Origin of the sequence: Pseudomonas sp. NPDC088885, from assembly GCF_044750025.1 — a bacterium.
GTDB classification, from domain to species: Bacteria; Pseudomonadota; Gammaproteobacteria; order Pseudomonadales; family Pseudomonadaceae; genus Aquipseudomonas; species Aquipseudomonas rustica.
Genome location: NZ_JBIVJB010000001.1, coordinates 310,128 through 326,131, shown reverse-complemented (window position 1 = coordinate 326,131; position 16,004 = coordinate 310,128). Strand labels below are relative to the sequence as shown.

At 57.6% G+C, this 16,004-nt stretch carries 13 protein-coding genes; 4 read left to right on the top strand and 9 right to left on the bottom strand.

Annotated elements, in window-relative coordinates:
* Window positions 1–18: 18 nt before the first annotated feature.
* The 9 genes from ACIP1X_RS01230 to ACIP1X_RS01190 form a co-directional block, all read right to left on the bottom strand.
* Window positions 19–1,122 (bottom strand): ABC transporter ATP-binding protein, encoded by a 1,104-nt coding sequence (locus ACIP1X_RS01230; protein ID WP_400646873.1) that lies wholly within the window; start codon window positions 1,120–1,122, stop codon window positions 19–21.
* Between the two features lie 165 nt (window positions 1,123–1,287).
* Window positions 1,288–2,118 (bottom strand): carbohydrate ABC transporter permease, encoded by an 831-nt coding sequence (locus tag ACIP1X_RS01225; RefSeq protein WP_159811330.1) that lies wholly within the window; start codon window positions 2,116–2,118, stop codon window positions 1,288–1,290.
* 8 nt (window positions 2,119–2,126) lie between these two features.
* The gene (locus ACIP1X_RS01220; protein ID WP_053119886.1) at window positions 2,127–3,053 is read right to left on the bottom strand and encodes a carbohydrate ABC transporter permease; all 927 of its coding nucleotides are present in this window, start codon (window positions 3,051–3,053) and stop codon (window positions 2,127–2,129) included.
* Window positions 3,054–3,206: 153 nt separating this feature from the next.
* The gene (locus ACIP1X_RS01215) at window positions 3,207–4,517 is read right to left on the bottom strand and encodes a sugar ABC transporter substrate-binding protein (RefSeq protein WP_212549441.1); all 1,311 of its coding nucleotides are present in this window, start codon (window positions 4,515–4,517) and stop codon (window positions 3,207–3,209) included.
* A 331-nt stretch (window positions 4,518–4,848) separates the two neighbouring features.
* Window positions 4,849–5,754, bottom strand: a complete 906-nt coding sequence (locus ACIP1X_RS01210) for an AraC family transcriptional regulator (RefSeq protein WP_159811328.1) — start codon at window positions 5,752–5,754, stop codon at window positions 4,849–4,851.
* A 67-nt stretch (window positions 5,755–5,821) separates the two neighbouring features.
* A complete protein-coding gene (locus ACIP1X_RS01205) occupies window positions 5,822–6,715 on the bottom strand; it encodes a phospholipase (RefSeq protein WP_400748544.1) in 894 nt (297 codons plus the stop codon).
* 193 nt (window positions 6,716–6,908) lie between these two features.
* Entirely contained in the window at window positions 6,909–7,757 is an 849-nt protein-coding gene (locus ACIP1X_RS01200; protein WP_400748541.1) for a phospholipase, read from the bottom strand.
* Window positions 7,758–7,897: 140 nt separating this feature from the next.
* The gene (locus ACIP1X_RS01195; protein ID WP_400748539.1) at window positions 7,898–9,187 is read right to left on the bottom strand and encodes a glycosyltransferase; all 1,290 of its coding nucleotides are present in this window, start codon (window positions 9,185–9,187) and stop codon (window positions 7,898–7,900) included.
* Between the two features lie 68 nt (window positions 9,188–9,255).
* On the bottom strand, window positions 9,256–9,624 hold the full coding sequence (locus tag ACIP1X_RS01190; RefSeq protein WP_282358029.1) for a response regulator: 369 nt from the start codon (window positions 9,622–9,624) through the stop codon (window positions 9,256–9,258).
* A 252-nt stretch (window positions 9,625–9,876) separates the two neighbouring features.
* Between ACIP1X_RS01190 and ACIP1X_RS01185 the strand changes: the two genes are divergently transcribed.
* From ACIP1X_RS01185 to ACIP1X_RS01170, 4 genes are read left to right on the top strand one after another with little or no spacing between them, the layout of a single operon-like run.
* Window positions 9,877–13,368, top strand: a complete 3,492-nt coding sequence (locus ACIP1X_RS01185; RefSeq protein WP_400748536.1) for a response regulator — start codon at window positions 9,877–9,879, stop codon at window positions 13,366–13,368.
* A complete protein-coding gene (locus tag ACIP1X_RS01180; RefSeq protein WP_053119903.1) occupies window positions 13,368–14,201 on the top strand; it encodes a protein-glutamate O-methyltransferase CheR in 834 nt (277 codons plus the stop codon). Before ACIP1X_RS01185 ends, ACIP1X_RS01180 begins: the two co-directional genes overlap by 1 nt.
* Window positions 14,198–14,791: a chemotaxis protein CheB gene (locus ACIP1X_RS01175; protein WP_400748533.1), complete on the top strand. Its 594-nt coding sequence runs from the start codon at window positions 14,198–14,200 to the stop codon at window positions 14,789–14,791. Before ACIP1X_RS01180 ends, ACIP1X_RS01175 begins: the two co-directional genes overlap by 4 nt.
* Window positions 14,785–15,999: a hybrid sensor histidine kinase/response regulator gene (locus ACIP1X_RS01170; RefSeq protein ID WP_159811323.1), complete on the top strand. Its 1,215-nt coding sequence runs from the start codon at window positions 14,785–14,787 to the stop codon at window positions 15,997–15,999. The genes ACIP1X_RS01175 and ACIP1X_RS01170 overlap by 7 nt, the downstream gene beginning before the upstream one ends.
* Window positions 16,000–16,004 lie beyond the last annotated feature (5 nt).

The window sequence follows — 16,004 nt, the reverse complement described above, 5'->3', positions numbered from 1 at the left end:
GGGCAAGTCTCTTGAAAATCAGGCTGCAGCGCGCAGGGGACGGGTCAGCGCCACGCCTTCGGCATCGAATAAATGGCAGTGGGCGGCGTCGAGGTGCAGGCTCAGTTGCTCGCCGTAACGGCTGGCCAGATCACCGCGCACGCGCATGGTCAGGGCTTCGCCGGCGCTGGTGGTGACGTGGCAGAAGGTGTCGCTGCCCAAGCGTTCGCTGACGTCGGCGGTGACTGGCAGGGTGCAGTCGCCCGGTTGTGCGAGTTCCAGATGTTCCGGGCGAATGCCGAGGGTCACGGCGCTGCCGACGCTGAGGTTGGCGGCGTTGAACGGCAAGGTGACGCGGGTGCCGGCGTCCAGCGAGACTTCGCAGCTTTGCGCATCGACACGGGCAATCTTGCCTTTGAGGAAACCCATTTTCGGTGTGCCGAGGAAGCCCGCGACGAACAGGTTGGCCGGTTGGTGATAGAGATCCAACGGCGAGCCGACCTGCTCGATCTTGCCGCCATTGAGTACCACGACTTTGTCGGCCATGGTCATCGCTTCCACCTGATCGTGGGTCACGTAAATCATCGTCGCTTGCAGGTCTTTGTGCAGACGCAGCAGTTCCAGACGCATTTGCACACGCAGGGCGGCGTCGAGGTTGGACAGCGGTTCGTCGAAGAGGAAGATTTTCGGATTGCGCACGATGGCGCGGCCAATCGCGACACGTTGACGCTGGCCGCCGGAGAGCTGTTTCGGTTTGCGCTCAAGCATCGGCCCGAGTTCGAGGATGCGCGCGGCTTCGCCGACTTTCTTCTCGACTTCGGCTTTCGGGACGCCGGCCAGATCTAGGGCGAACGACATGTTCTTTTTCACGGTCATGTGCGGGTACAGCGCGTAGGTCTGGAACACCATAGCCAGATCGCGCTTGGCCGGGCTGACTTCGGTGATGTCGCGGCCATCGAGTTCGATGGTGCCGCCGCTGACTTCTTCCAGCCCGGCGATCAGGCGCAGCAGGGTGGATTTGCCGCAACCGGACGGGCCGACGAAGACCACGAATTCCTTGTCGTTCACCTCAAGGTCGATGCCTTTGATGATGGAAAAACCTTCGAAGCCTTTTTGCAGATTCTTGATTTTCAGGTTGGCCATGATGATGGGCCTCCGCCATTTATTATTGGGTTAAACCAGATCGGCTTTTCTGTGGGAGCGAGCCTGCTCGTGAAAGCGGTGTGTCAGTCACCATTAATGCGAACTGATACGGCCTCTTCGCGAGCAGGCTCGCTCCCACAGGGGATCGCATTAGATTGAGGATCTTCATTTCACGGCGCCGAAGGAGAGGCCGCGCACCAGTTGTTTCTGGCTGATCCAGCCGAAGATCAGAATCGGCGCACAGGCCAGCGTCGACACCGCCGACAACTTGGCCCAGAACAAGCCTTCGGGGCTCGAGTACGAGGCGATCAACGCGGTCAGTGGCGCGGCTTTCGACGAGGTCAGGTTCAGCGACCAAAACGCCTCGTTCCAGCACAGAATCAGCGACAGCAACACAGTGGAGGCGAGGCCACCCTTGGCGATCGGCAGCAGCACACGCACCATTTCCTGCCATAACGTGGCGCCGTCGAGACGGGCGGCTTCGAGGATGTCTTTGGGGATGTCCTTGAAGTAGGTGTAAACCATCCAGACCACGATCGGCAGGTTGATCAGCGTGTAGATCACGATCAGTGCGATGCGCGTGTCGAGCAGGCCGAACGTTTTGGCCAACAGGTAAATCGGCATCAGCACGCCCACCGGCGGCAGCATTTTCGTCGAGAGCATCCACAGCAGCGTACCTTTGGTGCGCTGGGTTTCGTAGAACGCCATCGAGTACGCCGCCGGCACCGCGATCAACAGGCACAGCGCGGTGGCGCTGAAGGAAATCACCACTGAGTTCCAGGCGAAACTGAAGTAGTCGCTGCGTTCGTTGATGTGCAGGTAGTTCTCCAGCGTCGGCGTGAAGATGAACTGCGGCGGCGTCGCGAACGCGTCGATTTCGGTTTTGAAACTGGTCATCACCATCCAGAAGATCGGGAAGAAAATCACGATCGCGATGGCCCAGGCCAGGGTGCCGAGCAGCAGGCTTTGCAGCCGGCGGGATTGTTGGAGAGTCATGGCAGGCCTCAGGCTTTGTCAGTCAGGTTTTTGCCGATCATCCGCACCAGAATGATCGCGGCGATGTTGGCGATGACCACGGCAATCAAGCCACCCGCCGAAGCCATGCCGACGTCGAACTGCACCAGCGCCTGGTTGTAAATGAGGTAAGCGAGGTTGGTCGAGGCATAGCCGGGGCCGCCGTTGGTGGTGGTGAAAATCTCGGCGAACACCGACAGCAGGAAGATCGTTTCGATCATCACCACCACGGCAATCGGTCGGGCCAGATGCGGCAGCGTGAGGTGCCAGAAGATTGCGATCGGCCCGGCACCGTCGAGGCGCGCGGCTTCCTTTTGTTCCTGGTCGAGGGACTGCATAGCGGTCATCAGAATCAGGATCGCGAAGGGCAGCCATTGCCACGAGACAATAATGATGATCGACAGCAACGGGTAGTGGGCGAGCCAGTCCACCGGTTGCGCGCCGAACAGTTTCCAGATGTAGGCGAGGATCCCCGAGACCGGGTGGAAAATCAGGTTCTTCCAGATCAGCGCACCGACCGTGGGCATGATGAAGAACGGCGAAATCAGCATGACCCGCACGATGCCGCGACCGAGAAATTCGCTCGCTTCCAATAGCGCACTGATAAGCACGCCGAGCACCACGCTGATCAGCAACACACTGCCGACCAGCAACAAGGTGTTGGTCGCACCGGGCATGAACCCCGAATCCGTCAGGAAGTAAGTGAAATTCTCCAGCCCGACGAATTCGTTTTCACCGGGGTAGAGCAGGTTGTAGCGGATCAGCGAGAAGTAAATGGTCATGCCCAGCGGCACGATCATCCACAGCAGCAACAGGGCCACCGAAGGGCTGACCAGAAACCAGCCGGGATTGCGCACGCGCACTTTGCGCTGGGGCTGGGACAAGTCGATGTGGGCTTTGGCAGTTGATGTATTCATGGCGATCACAACCGAGTCATACAGACCTATGGAGATCCCATGTGGGCGCGGGCTTGCTCGCGAATACGGTGGGTCAGTGTCATGTGTATTGGCTGACACGACGCTTTCGCGAGCAAGCCCGCTCCCACAGGAGGCAGGAGCGAACGGTGCGGGTTACTTTGGATAACCGGCGCGCTTCATCTCGCGTTCAGTGGATTGCTGCGCGGCAGCGAGGGCTTGATCCACCGTGGTCTGGCCGATCAGCGCTGCCGAGAACAGCTTGCCGACCTGGGTGCCCACCGCCTGGAATTCAGGAATGGTCACCAGTTGAATGCCGATGTACGGCACCGGTTTCAGCGTCGGTTTGCTCGGATCGACAGCCTTCAGCGATTCCAGCGTGATCTTGGCGAACGGCGCGGCGCTCATGTACGCATCGCTGTAGGTCGAGGCGCGAGTACCCGGTGGAACGTTGGCGATGCCATCGGTCTTGGCGACCAGTTCGCCGTACTCTTTGGATGTCGCCCAAGCGCTGAATTCTTTCGCGGCGTCTTTCGCCTTGGAACTGGTCGGAATGGCCAGTGCCCACGAATACAGCCACGCCGAGCCTTTGTCGGTGACCTGATGCGGGGCGAAAGTGAAACCGACGTGATCAGCCACTTTGCTTTGAGTCTTGTCGGTCACGAACGAGCCGGCGACGCTGGCATCAACCCAGATCGCACACTTGCCGCTGTTGAACAGGGCGAGGTTTTCGTTGAAACCATTACTTGTAGCGCCCGGCGGGCCGGACTTCTTCATGGTGTCGACGTAGAAGTTCAGCGCGTTTTTCCATTCGGGGCCATTGAATTCCGGCTGCCACTTCTCATCGAACCAGCGCGCGCCGTAAGCGTTGGCGACGGTGCTGATCAGCGCCATGTTCTCGCCCCAACCGGCCTTGCCGCGCAGGCAGATGCCGTACTGCTCTTTATCTTTGTTGGTGAGTTTTTCCGCGAAGCCGGCGATCTCTTCCCAGGTCGGCCGCTCCGGCATGGTCAGCCCGGCGTCCTTGAACAGGTCGGTGCGGTAGTAGGTGATCGAGCTTTCGGCGTAGAACGGCAGGGCGTACAGCGAACCCTTGACCGACAAACCTTCACGCACCGACGGGAACACATCGTCGAGGGCGTAACTGGCCGGCAGATCTTTCATCGGCTCCAGCCAGCCTTTTGCGCCCCAGAGTGCAGCTTCGTACATGCCGATGGTCAGCACGTCGAACTGGCCGCCCTGGGTGGCGATGTCGGTGGTCAGGCGTTGACGCAAGACGTTTTCTTCGAGCACCACCCAATTGAGCTTGATGTCGGGATGCTCGGTCTCGAAGGTTTTCGAGAGCTTCTGCATGCGGATCATGTCGCTGTTGTTGACGGTGGCGATGGTCAGGGTCTGGGCGCCAAGGCTGACGCTGCTGAGGGTCATGCAGGTGAGGGCAAGCAGAGCTTTTGCAGTGGGTTGCATCGTGCACTCCTTTTCTGCGCCCGGCGGGGGCAGAAGGACAGTTATTGTTTTTGTGTCTTCCGACTGCAGGAAGAATGTGCACTGATTACAGCCTTCAATGGCCGGGCTGACAAATCATCCCTAGCACTGGAATCGATACTTTTTTGCACTGGGGTTTGAAGGGGTAAACGCAGGGAAGGGGTTTTCAGCGGTGTGAGGCGATCGGATGTGTACAGGTTTGTATGGATTGTGTGGGAGCGGGCTTGCTCGCGAATGCGGTGGGTCAGTGCCATATAGGTTGGCTGACACGACGCTTTCGCGAGCAAGCCCGCTCCCACAGGGGGAAAGCATGTCAGCCGTGGTTTTGCTCGGTCAGGCGCTGCACCGCCAGGCGGCGATAGTGCGACGGCGTCATGCCTTTGAGTTGCTGAAAACGCCGGTTGAAGTTGGAGATATTGTTGAACCCCGATTCGAAACACACCTCGGTCACCGGCTTATCGCCATCGGCCAGCAACTCGCACGATTTACTGATGCGCAGCCGATTGACGAATTCGATGAAATTACGCCCCGTCGCCTGTTTGAACACCCGGCTGAAGTAGGTCGGCTTCATGTTCAGATGCTCGGCGACTTCTTCCAGTGTTATCTCGCGGGCGTAGTGCGTGAAGATGTAATCGACTGCGCGGTTGGTGCGATCAATGTTGTGTTCGTCAGCCAGTTGCGGGGTCGTCGCGCCGGACAGCAACTGAAAGTCATCACTGGCTGCCAGCAGCTCCATCAGAATGAAAAAATGCCCGAGCCGCGTGATGCCTTTGGTGTCAGCGATTCGTTGCATCAATGTCATGGCTTGACGAATGGTGCGTTTGCAGCGGAATTCGATGCCGTACTGCGCACGCTCCAGCAACGGCGCCAGAGTTTTCAGCTCGGCGAAAATCTGATTGCCGCTTTCGAACAGATCGTCTGTGAAGTTGACCAGCATGTCACGCTTCTCCACGACTTCATCCTCCGCGACCTGGCTGATCCAGTTGTGCGGCAGATTCGGGCCGGTGAGAAACAGCGTTTCCGGGTAAAAGTTACCGATGTAGTCGCCAATGAACACCTTGCCGGAACTGGCAACAATCAGGTGCAGTTCGTATTCCTTGTGAAAATGCCAACGCACCAATGGGCAAGGGAAACCGTGCTGGCGGTAGATGATGGACAACCCGTTGTGGTCATCCATCAACTCGTAAGAGGGGTCGGTCACTCGGGCTGTTCGGGACATGGCTGGGCGCTTTTTTTGTTATCGCACGCCAATCATGCCCCTTTCTGCCCGGGTTCTACTACCCGTGTCATGGATTTGCCTGGATTCTGGAATGCAGTGCCTCGCCGTAGACCGCTTTCATGCTGGTGGCGCTCCAGCACAGGCGGACGATGTCTGACTCCTCGAAAAAATCAGTGCTGATGATGCTGCAACGGGTGACCCAGTCTCGCGTGGTGTCAAACCAGTCGTTGATGTGGTTCTTGATGCGCTGCGGGCCGCCGAGCATCGAATAGCTGGTCGCCGATAGCGACCAGAGTGACAGGGGATAGGGCGCGCCTTCCAGCGACGTGCGGATGTGGGTTTGCAGATCGGTGGTATCGGTGAAGCGTTTGCCGCTCCATTTGTGTTTGATCCGGAACCAGAAGTAGTCCTCGTCCAGTTCACGTTTGGCAGGTGCCGCCATGATGATGCGGCGTTGCGTGCTGTTGCGTTTCAACTGGTCAATGGTTAGCAGGCTGTCCGAGGGCGATATGGCGCGCGAGCCGAGGCGCGCCATAATCACGTCATTGAAGCGCTGGAAATCGAACGGCTTTTCAGCGTCGCCCAATTCATGAAAATCAAGCACGATGAATTCATCGCGATTCCGATCAAGGAACGTGGTGAGCGCCGTCATCAGTTCATCGAGGGTGCGACCGGATGAATAGCCGTTGTGGTGGCAGTAGAACTGCGGCTGTTGCCAGTGAGCGGTGTAGCCGAGGCGAAGGTCAAACGCTCTTGCGCCATTGGCCAATTGCCAGGCAAAGGAATCGTTCTGGCAGGTTGTCCAGTTGCCGAATACGCTGTCGTAATCAGGGGCTTTGCGATCCATGCCGCTGTTATGTGTGCCGGGCCAGACAATATCGGTCAACCTCAGCCGCCCGACATCCAGTACGTTGCCCATCCAGGTGTTTTTGTCGAGTACGCCTGTTGCAATGCTGTTCATGAGCCATCCTTGTCGTTGTTATCACACCATTCCATGGCGCAATACATTCATGATGCGGATGTGACGGTGTTGCACATCCGCTGTTTCCCGGTGGTTACCGGATTTCATGAACCAGCGTAGAACCTGTCAGTACTTTTGCCAGCGTTTGACATATCTGCACAAATATAGCGATTTAATATTACTCGGATAGCGCTCAACGTCCCTTGAGCAGATTGACGACTCGGCAGAAGTTGACGATCTGTGATTCTTCAATGAAGTCGACATTAATGATGTTGCACTTTCGCGCCCAGACACTTGTCTGCGGGTCAAACATTAAATCCAGGTCTTTGTGTATATCAACAGGGCCGCCCGTACCGCTGTAACAGGTGGCGGAAAGTGTCCAGTTATTGTAATTGCCAGGCGGATTGCTCATCACGTCAGTGATGAAATTGCGTAGGTCACTGACATTCGGGGTGGACAGCCCAGACCATTTACTTTGCACTTCGTCATGAAACAGGCTGGCGTCGAGCTCGCTGTATCGAGGGGCGCAGACCAGCACACGTTGCAGCGGGCTGATTCTCTTCAGATCGCCAAGCGTGAGGTGCTTGTTACGGGCAGGAATCATGCGCGGCCCCAGCGCTTGCACGATCAGTCTGTTGAACAAGGCGAAATCAAACGCGCCTTTGCCATTTTTGAAGTTTTTGAAGTCGAGAATAATAAACTCGTCAGGATTGACGGACAGAAAGTCCCGGACTTCTACGACGAGGTTTTCCAGGGTGCGCGACGACAGATATTCGTTATGGTGAAAGCGGAAACGATCAAATCCCTCCTTGGCCCCGGCGTCGTAACACAAGCGCACATCCAGCGCCCGGGAACCGTGATTCAGCTGGCTGGCGAAAGACTGGTGTTGACAGGCAAGCCAGTGTTTTCCCGGTATCAGTGCATAGGATGCTTGCCAGTCACAACCGGCGTTGTGAGTACCGGGTAGCGTCAACTCGCTAAGCGTGAGTCGATCAACTTCTCGTGTTGCAGTCATCCAGTTTTTGTTTGGGTAATTGTCCATGTGTTTGCGTCCCTGCATCGGTGGGTTATTTAAGTCGCACATTAATGCTGGTTGCATTAGTGCGAAAAGTGCAGGGTTTTTATAAGGCTTGGCGCAGGCTGCGCCAAGCGTCGGAGTAATGCGAAGTGTGTGAGTTGCGGTTATTTCGAGTTCTTTGCTTCAATCCACTGCGACATGTATTGAGTGCTCTTGTGCAAGTGGTGGCGCAACATGCTGCCAGTGAAATTGTTGGTTCTAAGTTGCGATAAGTTGTTTGTGCAATGCAGTAACTTGTTGATCAGCGCCGGGCCGTGCACAGCGTGTTGATAACGATCCGCTAATAATAGGTATCCCGCCGATTGCGCCTTCTGCCAGTGCGCCTCATCGCGGTAAAGCCGAACCGCTTCATCCGCCAGTGCTTGCGCCGAAACACTGACCGCCCCTGGCCACGAATGATCGCCGTGCATGGCTTCCGCTCCAATCGGCGTGGTTACGCTTGGCGTACCACAGAGCATTGCATCGACCAGTTTGCCCTTGATCCCGGCACCGAAACGCAGCGGCGCCAGGCATACGCGGGCCTCGGACATCACTTGCAACGCATCCTCTGCCCAGTTCATCACATGAAAGCCTTGCGCAGGATTGTGCAGCGCCGTGGCTTTCGGCGGCGTGTAGGCGCCATAGAGGTGTAGTTGCGCCTTGGGCAATTGCGCGCGGATCAAGGGCCAGACGGTCGACTTCATCCAGAGCACCGCGTCCCAGTTGGGCGCGTGACGGAAGTTGCCAATGCTCAGGAAGTGTTCGCGATCATCGAAAGTCCGAGGTGTGGCAGTCGGCGGATCGATCATCAGCGGACACCAGTGCAGCAAATCTGCCGGCAAGCCGAACTGGTCTTGCAGCAGCTGGATCTCCACTTCGGAGATCATCAGGTTGAGGTCGCAGCGATACAGCGCGGCGATTTCCCGTTTGGCCAGATCGGTGTTGGCCATCAGATCGAATTCTTCGCGCAGCGCCGGCGCGAACAGTTCGCTGAAGTCGTTTTCGTCGCCGCTGGCCTTCAGGCGATCTTTAAGACGCTGATGACGGGCATGCCGCAAGCTCTGCAGATCGGAGGTCTCGAGTACGCGCAAGGCATCAGGGCAGTGCTTTTCAACACGCCAGCCGAACTGTTCTTCCATCATGAACTGGTCAAACAGGACGATATCCGGCGCGAGCTCAGTAATAAAGGTATCGAATGTGCTGCTGTTTAGCTCGATAGGCACTTCGCGAATGCCCAGTTCGGCCAGATCAGCCTTGTGCTCGCCAGGGCCGGCAGGGCTGCTGAAGGTGATCTCCCAACCTTGCTGCAAAAACGTTTCAAGGATTTGCATGACGTGCCCACTGGCAGCCGAAGAGCGTGGTTCCGGCCAGACGTAGCCAATAACCAGGACTTTGGTGGGGTGGGGCTGGTGCATGCGGGTATTTCCTTGAGGCGGGCTGTGGCCAAAAACGGGGTGCAATTAAACCACAGCCAGCCAGGGTCTTAGTTGCCCGGGTTAAGGACAGCCTTGACCTTGTCGCGCAGTTGATCGATGGAGAAGGGTTTGCCGATCACGTGCATGTCCGCAGGGACCTCGATGGTTTCGGCGTAGCCGCTGGCGAACAGGATCGGTAGAGCAGGGCGCAGTTTGCGCGCTTCAGTGGCCAGTTGCTTGCCGTCCATGCCGGGCAAACCAACGTCGGTCATCATCAGATCAATGTGCTGACCGCTATCCGCGAGTTTCTCCAGCGCCTGCTCGCTGCCGTCCGCCTCGAGCACACTGAATTCCAGTTCCTCCAACACATCGACGATGAGCATGCGCACGATGTCGTCGTCTTCTACGACAAGGATGGTGGCGGAGGTGGCGGGCATAATAAAGGCTCTCAAGGGGTGAATTCGGGGGCGCCGGTCGATCAAAAATGCCGGGCTCTTGCATGAGTAAGTGGCGCATAGCCACAAGTTCCCGAACGGATACAAAAAAGAATAGCGGCAAGGATACCGGTTGGTCGCTGTGATAGCGCTGGCAAATGTAGAAAAATGCGCCAAAAACGATGAGAAAAATGGATCCATGCTGGGGTTTTGGGGCAAACTCTCGGGTTTTCAACAGTTCGACAAGGCTGCCCCATGTCCACTCCGTCTTCGGTTGATGAGCAACGGTTTCGCAAACTTCTGAGCCGCAACATCGGTCTGCCGCTGGGCGTCGGTGTGCTCAGTGCCGTGTTTTTCGTGTCGCTGATCACTTATTTGCTGTCGGTCATCCAGTGGGTGGAACACACCGACCGGGTGATCAATAACGCCAACGAAGCGGTGAAACTCACCGTTGACCTGGAAACCGGCATGCGCGGCTTCCTGCTTAGCGGTGACGAGCATTTCCTTGATCCGTACGAGACGGCCAAGCCGCGCATTGCCGTAGCGCTGAAAACCCTGACCGAACTGACCATCGACAACCCGGTGCAAACCGATCGTTTGCGCAGGCTGGAGGCCTTACAGACCGAATGGGCCAATTACGCGCAATCGATGATCGATCTGCAGCGATCCAGCGGCGATTATCGGGGCGCGGTGAAGGCTGGGCGGGGCAAGCGCCTGACCGACGAAATCCGTAAGCAATTCGAAGACGTGATTGAAACCGAGCAAGTCCTGCGCACTACGCGTAATGAGGACGTGCGCCGTACGACGATCTGGAGCATCAGCCTGTACCTGCTGTTTATCGCCGGTATCAGTGGTTTGCTGGCCTACATTGGCCGTCGTGACCTGATGACGTTGTCGGGAAACTACAGCGCCAATCTCGCCGCACAACAGGCCAGCGCCGAACGTCTGGAGCAGCAGGCATGGCTGCGCAACGGTCAGACCGAACTGGCCGAGCAAGTGCTGGGGCAACTGACCCTCAATCTGCTGGGCCGCAACATTCTGCAGTTCTGCGCGCAATACCTCGGTACCGCCGTAGCCGCTCTTTATGTCCGTGAAGAACACGGCGGGCTCAAACGCGTGGCCACTTACGGCTTCTCCCGCGAGCAGGAAGAACAGGATCAATCGATTTACAGCGGCGAAGGCATCGTCGGCCAAGTGGCACAAACGTCGCGTCTGATCCGTCTGGATTCAGTGCCGGTCGACTATTTCAAAGTCAGCTCCGGGCTGGGTGAGGGTTTGCCGCACAGTGTGCTGGTGGTGCCGACCAGCGATGATGATCGGGTCAATGGCGTGATCGAACTCGGTTTCCTGCGCCCGCTCAATGACCGCGACATCGAATTGCTGGAGTTGATCGCCGGCAACATTGGTACCTCCATCGAGGCCGCGCGTTACCGTCAGCGTTTGCAGGAAGTGCTGGCCGAGACCCAGCAGCTCAACGAAGAGTTGCAGGTGCAGCAGGAAGAGCTGAAAACCGCCAACGAAGAGCTGGAAGAACAATCGCGGATTCTCAAGGAATCCCAGGCGCATCTGGAAACCCAGCAAGTCGAGCTGGAGCAGACCAACGAGCAGCTCGCCGAACAGGCGCAGACCCTGGCCGAGCAGCGCGACGCCATGGATGAGAAGAACACCGCCCTCAATCAGGCGCAGGTTCAGCTCGAAGAGCGCGCCGAAGAGTTGCAGCGTTCAAGCAAATACAAATCCGAATTCCTCGCCAACATGTCCCACGAACTGCGCACGCCGCTGAACAGTTCGTTGATCCTGGCCAAGCTGCTGGCGGAAAACCCGCAAGACAATCTCAGCGCCGAACAGGTCAAGTTCGCCGAGTCGATCTATTCGGCCGGCAACGATCTGCTCAACCTGATCAACGACATTCTGGATATTTCCAAGGTCGAGGCCGGCAAGCTTGAAGTGATCCCGGAGAACACCAGTGTTGCGCGTCTGGCCGATGGCCTGCGTGGCGTGTTCGAGCCGATGGCCAAAGACAAACAGCTGACCTTCACCGTCGATTTGCAGCCGGGCACGCCAGGCATGATGTTCACCGACCGGCAGCGTCTGGAACAGGTGATCAAAAACCTGTTGTCCAACGCCGTCAAGTTCACCGAGAAAGGTGCGGTCAGCCTGACCATTGCCGGCCAGCCGAATGACCAGATCGCGTTTGTTGTGCGTGATTCGGGGATCGGCATCGCGGCGGATCAGCAGGAAAGCATTTTCGAAGCGTTCCGTCAGGCCGACGGCACCACTAACCGCAAGTACGGCGGCACCGGGTTGGGCCTGTCGATTTCCCGCGATCTGGCAACGTTGCTCGGCGGTTCGATCAGCGTCAGCAGCACGCCGGGGCAGGGCAGTGTGTTCACCCTGTTGCTGCCGCTGCAGTACAGTGAATCAGGCGAAATCTCGACTGCACCTTTAACGGTTACGCCGCCAGCGCCGACCGCGCCTGTACTTTTGGCGCCGATCGTCTCGCCATTGGCCCCGGTGCATATTCCGCGTTTTGCCGATGACCGCGACAAAGCTCCGTTCGCCACACGCTGCATTCTGGTGGTGGAAGACGAGCCGAATTTCGCCCATATCCTTTATGACCTGGCCCACGAGTTGGGCTATCAGTGCCTGGTTGCTCACGGCGCGGATGAAGGCTATGACTTGGCGAAGGAATTTATTCCCGACGCCATCCTCCTCGACATGCGCCTGCCCGATCACTCGGGTCTCACCGTGTTGCAGCGTCTGAAAGAACGCGCCGAAACCCGCCACATCCCGGTGCACGTGATTTCGGTCGAAGACCGCGTTGAAGCCGCGATGCACATGGGCGCCATCGGTTACGCGGTCAAACCGACCACTCGTGAAGAGCTGAAAGACGTGTTCGCGCGTCTCGAAGCGAAGCTGACGCAAAAGGTCAAACGCGTGCTGTTGGTTGAAGACGACGATTTGCAGCGCGAAAGCATCGCGCGATTGATTGGCGACGAGGACATCGAAATCACCGCCGTCGGTCTGGCGCAAGACGCCCTGGAGCGGCTGCGCGAGACGGTTTACGACTGCATGATCATCGACTTGAAGCTGCCAGACATGCTTGGCAACGATCTGCTCAAACGCATGGCCACTGAGGATATTTGCTCGTTCCCGCCGGTGATCGTTTACACCGGTCGCAACCTGACCCGCGATGAAGAGGCCGATCTGCGCAAGTATTCGCGCTCGATCATCATCAAGGGTGCGCGTTCGCCTGAGCGTTTGCTCGACGAGGTCACACTCTTTTTGCACAAAGTCGAATCGCAGTTGTCCCATGAACGGCAGAAGATGCTCAAGACCGCGCGCAGCCGCGACAAGGTCTTCGAGGGTCGCAAGATCCTGCTGGTGGACGACGATGTACGCAACATTTTCGCCCTGACCAGTGCTCTGGAAACAAAAGGCGCAGTCGTGGTGATCGGCCGTAATGGCCGCGAAGCGATTGAAAAACTGAATGAAGTCGAGGACATCGATCTGGTGTTGATGGACGTGATGATGCCGGAAATGGATGGTTTCGAAGCCACCATTGAAATCCGCAAGGATCCGCGCTGGCGCAAGCTGCCAATCATTGCGGTGACGGCCAAGGCCATGAAGGACGATCAGGAGCGCTGCCTGCAAGCGGGTTCCAACGATTATCTGGCCAAGCCCATTGACCTGGATCGCCTGTTCTCGCTGATTCGTGTGTGGTTACCGAAGATGGAACGTATTTAGTGGAAGGCAGCAGTCCAGCCGAACGAAACAGCGAAATCGAATTACGTTTGCTGATTGAGGCGATCTACCTCAAGTACAGCTACGATTTTCGCGATTACTCTGGCGCTTCGATCAAGCGCCGGGTGCAGCACGCGTTGAGCCAGTTCGAGTGCGCGACCATTTCGGCGTTGCAGGAAAAGGTTCTGCACGACCCAACCGCGTTCATGCAGTTGCTGCAACTGCTGACGATCCCGGTCAGCGAAATGTTTCGCGATCCTTCGCACTTCCTCGCGATTCGCAAGGAAGTGGTGCCGTTGCTGCGCACCTATCCGTCGATCAAAATCTGGATCGCCGGTTGCAGCACGGGTGAGGAGGTCTATTCGATGGCGATACTGCTGCGCGAAGAAGGCCTGCTCGATCGCACGATCATTTACGCCACGGACATCAATCCGCGCTCGCTGGACAAGGCCAAGCAGGGCATTTTCTCGATGGAGAACGTCCGTGCCTATACCGCCAACTACCAGCAGGCCGGCGGTCAGCGTTCATTTGCCGAGTACTACACTGCCGCGTATGGCTACGCGATATTCGACAAAACGCTGTGCGAGAACGTGACGTTTGCCGACCACAGCCTGGCGACCGACAGCGTGTTCTCCGAAACCCAGCTGATTTCTTGCCGCAATGTGCTGATCTATTTCAACAAGAAGTTGCAGGATCGCGCCTTCGGGCTGTTCCATGAATCGCTGTGCCATCGTGGTTTTCTGGTGCTCGGCAGTAAAGAGACGCTGGATTTTTCCAGCTATGCCAATCAGTTCGAGCCGTTGGTCAAACAAGAACGGATTTACCGCAAAACATGAACGAGGCCGTGGCTTTACCTCGCGTCGAGGCGATTGTGGTCGGTGCTTCCGCCGGTGGCGTTGAGGCGTTGCTGAGCGTGCTCGGCCCACTGCGCAGCGGGTTTGTGCTGCCGATTATCGTTGTGCTGCACCTGCCCGAAGAGCGTCGCAGCCAATTGGCCGAAGTCTTCGCGCGGCGTCTGGACATGCCGGTGCACGAGGCGATCGACAAGCAGGACATTGCCGCTGGTACCGTGTATTTCGCCACGTCGGGCTATCACCTGTCGGTGGAGCAGGATCGCAGCCTGTCGTTGAGCCTTGAGGATCGTGTGCATTACTCGCGGCCTTCGATTGATTACCTGTTCGAGTCCGCCGCTGATGCCTACGGCTCGAAGCTGGCCGCTGTATTGCTGACCGGCGCCAATCACGACGGTGCGCGCGGGCTGGCGCAAGTCAAACGTCGCGGAGGCCTGACCATTGTCCAGGATCCGCAAGAGGCGCAAGTCGCCACCATGCCTCAGGCTGCGCTGAACATTCAGCAGCCCGATCATGTCCTAACCCTTAACGGCATCGGCCGTCTGCTTGTCGAGCTGGAACGAATCGCATGCTGAGTAATATTCAAGCCAAATTGCTGATCGTCGACGATCTGCCGGAAAACCTGCTGGCGCTCGAAGCCTTGATCAAACGCGAAGACCGCACCGTCTACAAAGCGTTGTCGGCGGACGAAGCGTTGTCGTTGCTGCTGCAGCACGAATTCGCCATGGCCATCCTCGACGTGCAGATGCCGGGGATGAACGGTTTCGAACTCGCCGAGTTGATGCGCGGCACCGAGAAAACCAAGAACATCCCGATTATCTTCGTCAGCGCCGCCGGTCGTGAATTGAACTACGCGTTCAAGGGTTACGAGAGCGGCGCGGTCGACTTCCTGCACAAGCCGCTGGATATCCATGCGGTGAAAAGCAAGGTCAACGTCTTCGTCGATCTGTACCGCCAGAGCAAGGCGATGAAGCAGCAGGTCGAAGCGCTGGAGCAGGCCCGTCGGGAGCAGGAAGCGCTGTTGCAACAGTTGCAGAGCACTCAGTCGGAGTTGGAGCAGGCGGTGCGGATGCGCGATGACTTCATGTCAATCGTCGCCCACGAAGTGCGTACGCCGCTCAATGGCCTGATACTCGAAACGCAGCTGCGCAAGATGCACCTGGCTCGGGACAACGCGTCGGCGTTCACCCTCGACAAGATGCACGCCATGGTCGATCGCGACGAGCGGCAGATCAAAAGCCTGATCCGCTTGATCGAAGACATGCTCGATGTTTCGCGCATCCGCACCGGCAAGCTGTCGATCCGGCCGAACCGTTTCGATCTGGTGCAGTTAGTGAGCAATCTGTTGCAGAATTTTGCGCAACAGATTGACGCGGCGGAAACCGAAGTATCGTTCACGGCGCCAGAGCCGGTCGAAGGTCACTGGGACGAGTTCCGCATCGAGCAAGTGGTGTCGAACCTGATCACCAATGCCTTGCGTTACGGCGGTCGCAGCCCGGTCAAGGTACGTGTTTACCGCGAAGGCGATGAGGCGCGCATCGAGGTCGAGGACAATGGCATCGGCATCAGCGCCGAGAATCAGAAGCGAATTTTCCAACAGTTCGAACGGGTGTCCGCCAAGACGGTAGTCGCCGGGCTCGGGCTGGGTCTGTTCATTTCCGAGCAGATCGTCGCCGCCCATGGCGGCTCCATCGTCGTCGAGAGTGAAATCAACGAGGGCGCCCTGTTTCGCGTTTGTCTGCCGATCGAGGAAAACGGCAAATCTGACGCAACCTCTGATTGACCGCA

What these genes read in the sequence shown, in the direction of transcription:
- ACIP1X_RS01230 (WP_400646873.1), bottom strand. Translation starts at nt 1,122, where the DNA reads ATGGCCAACCTGAAAATCAAGAATCTGCAAAAAGGCTTCGAAGGTTTT.
- ACIP1X_RS01225 (WP_159811330.1), bottom strand. Translation starts at nt 2,118, where the DNA reads ATGACTCTCCAACAATCCCGCCGGCTGCAAAGCCTGCTGCTCGGCACC.
- ACIP1X_RS01220 (WP_053119886.1), bottom strand. Translation starts at nt 3,053, where the DNA reads ATGAATACATCAACTGCCAAAGCCCACATCGACTTGTCCCAGCCCCAG.
- ACIP1X_RS01215 (WP_212549441.1), bottom strand. Translation starts at nt 4,517, where the DNA reads ATGCAACCCACTGCAAAAGCTCTGCTTGCCCTCACCTGCATGACCCTC.
- ACIP1X_RS01210 (WP_159811328.1), bottom strand. Translation starts at nt 5,754, where the DNA reads ATGTCCCGAACAGCCCGAGTGACCGACCCCTCTTACGAGTTGATGGAT.
- ACIP1X_RS01205 (WP_400748544.1), bottom strand. Translation starts at nt 6,715, where the DNA reads ATGAACAGCATTGCAACAGGCGTACTCGACAAAAACACCTGGATGGGC.
- ACIP1X_RS01200 (WP_400748541.1), bottom strand. Translation starts at nt 7,757, where the DNA reads ATGGACAATTACCCAAACAAAAACTGGATGACTGCAACACGAGAAGTT.
- ACIP1X_RS01195 (WP_400748539.1), bottom strand. Translation starts at nt 9,187, where the DNA reads ATGCACCAGCCCCACCCCACCAAAGTCCTGGTTATTGGCTACGTCTGG.
- ACIP1X_RS01190 (WP_282358029.1), bottom strand. Translation starts at nt 9,624, where the DNA reads ATGCCCGCCACCTCCGCCACCATCCTTGTCGTAGAAGACGACGACATC.
- ACIP1X_RS01185 (WP_400748536.1), top strand. Translation starts at nt 9,877, where the DNA reads ATGTCCACTCCGTCTTCGGTTGATGAGCAACGGTTTCGCAAACTTCTG.
- ACIP1X_RS01175 (WP_400748533.1), top strand. Translation starts at nt 14,198, where the DNA reads ATGAACGAGGCCGTGGCTTTACCTCGCGTCGAGGCGATTGTGGTCGGT.
- ACIP1X_RS01170 (WP_159811323.1), top strand. Translation starts at nt 14,785, where the DNA reads ATGCTGAGTAATATTCAAGCCAAATTGCTGATCGTCGACGATCTGCCG.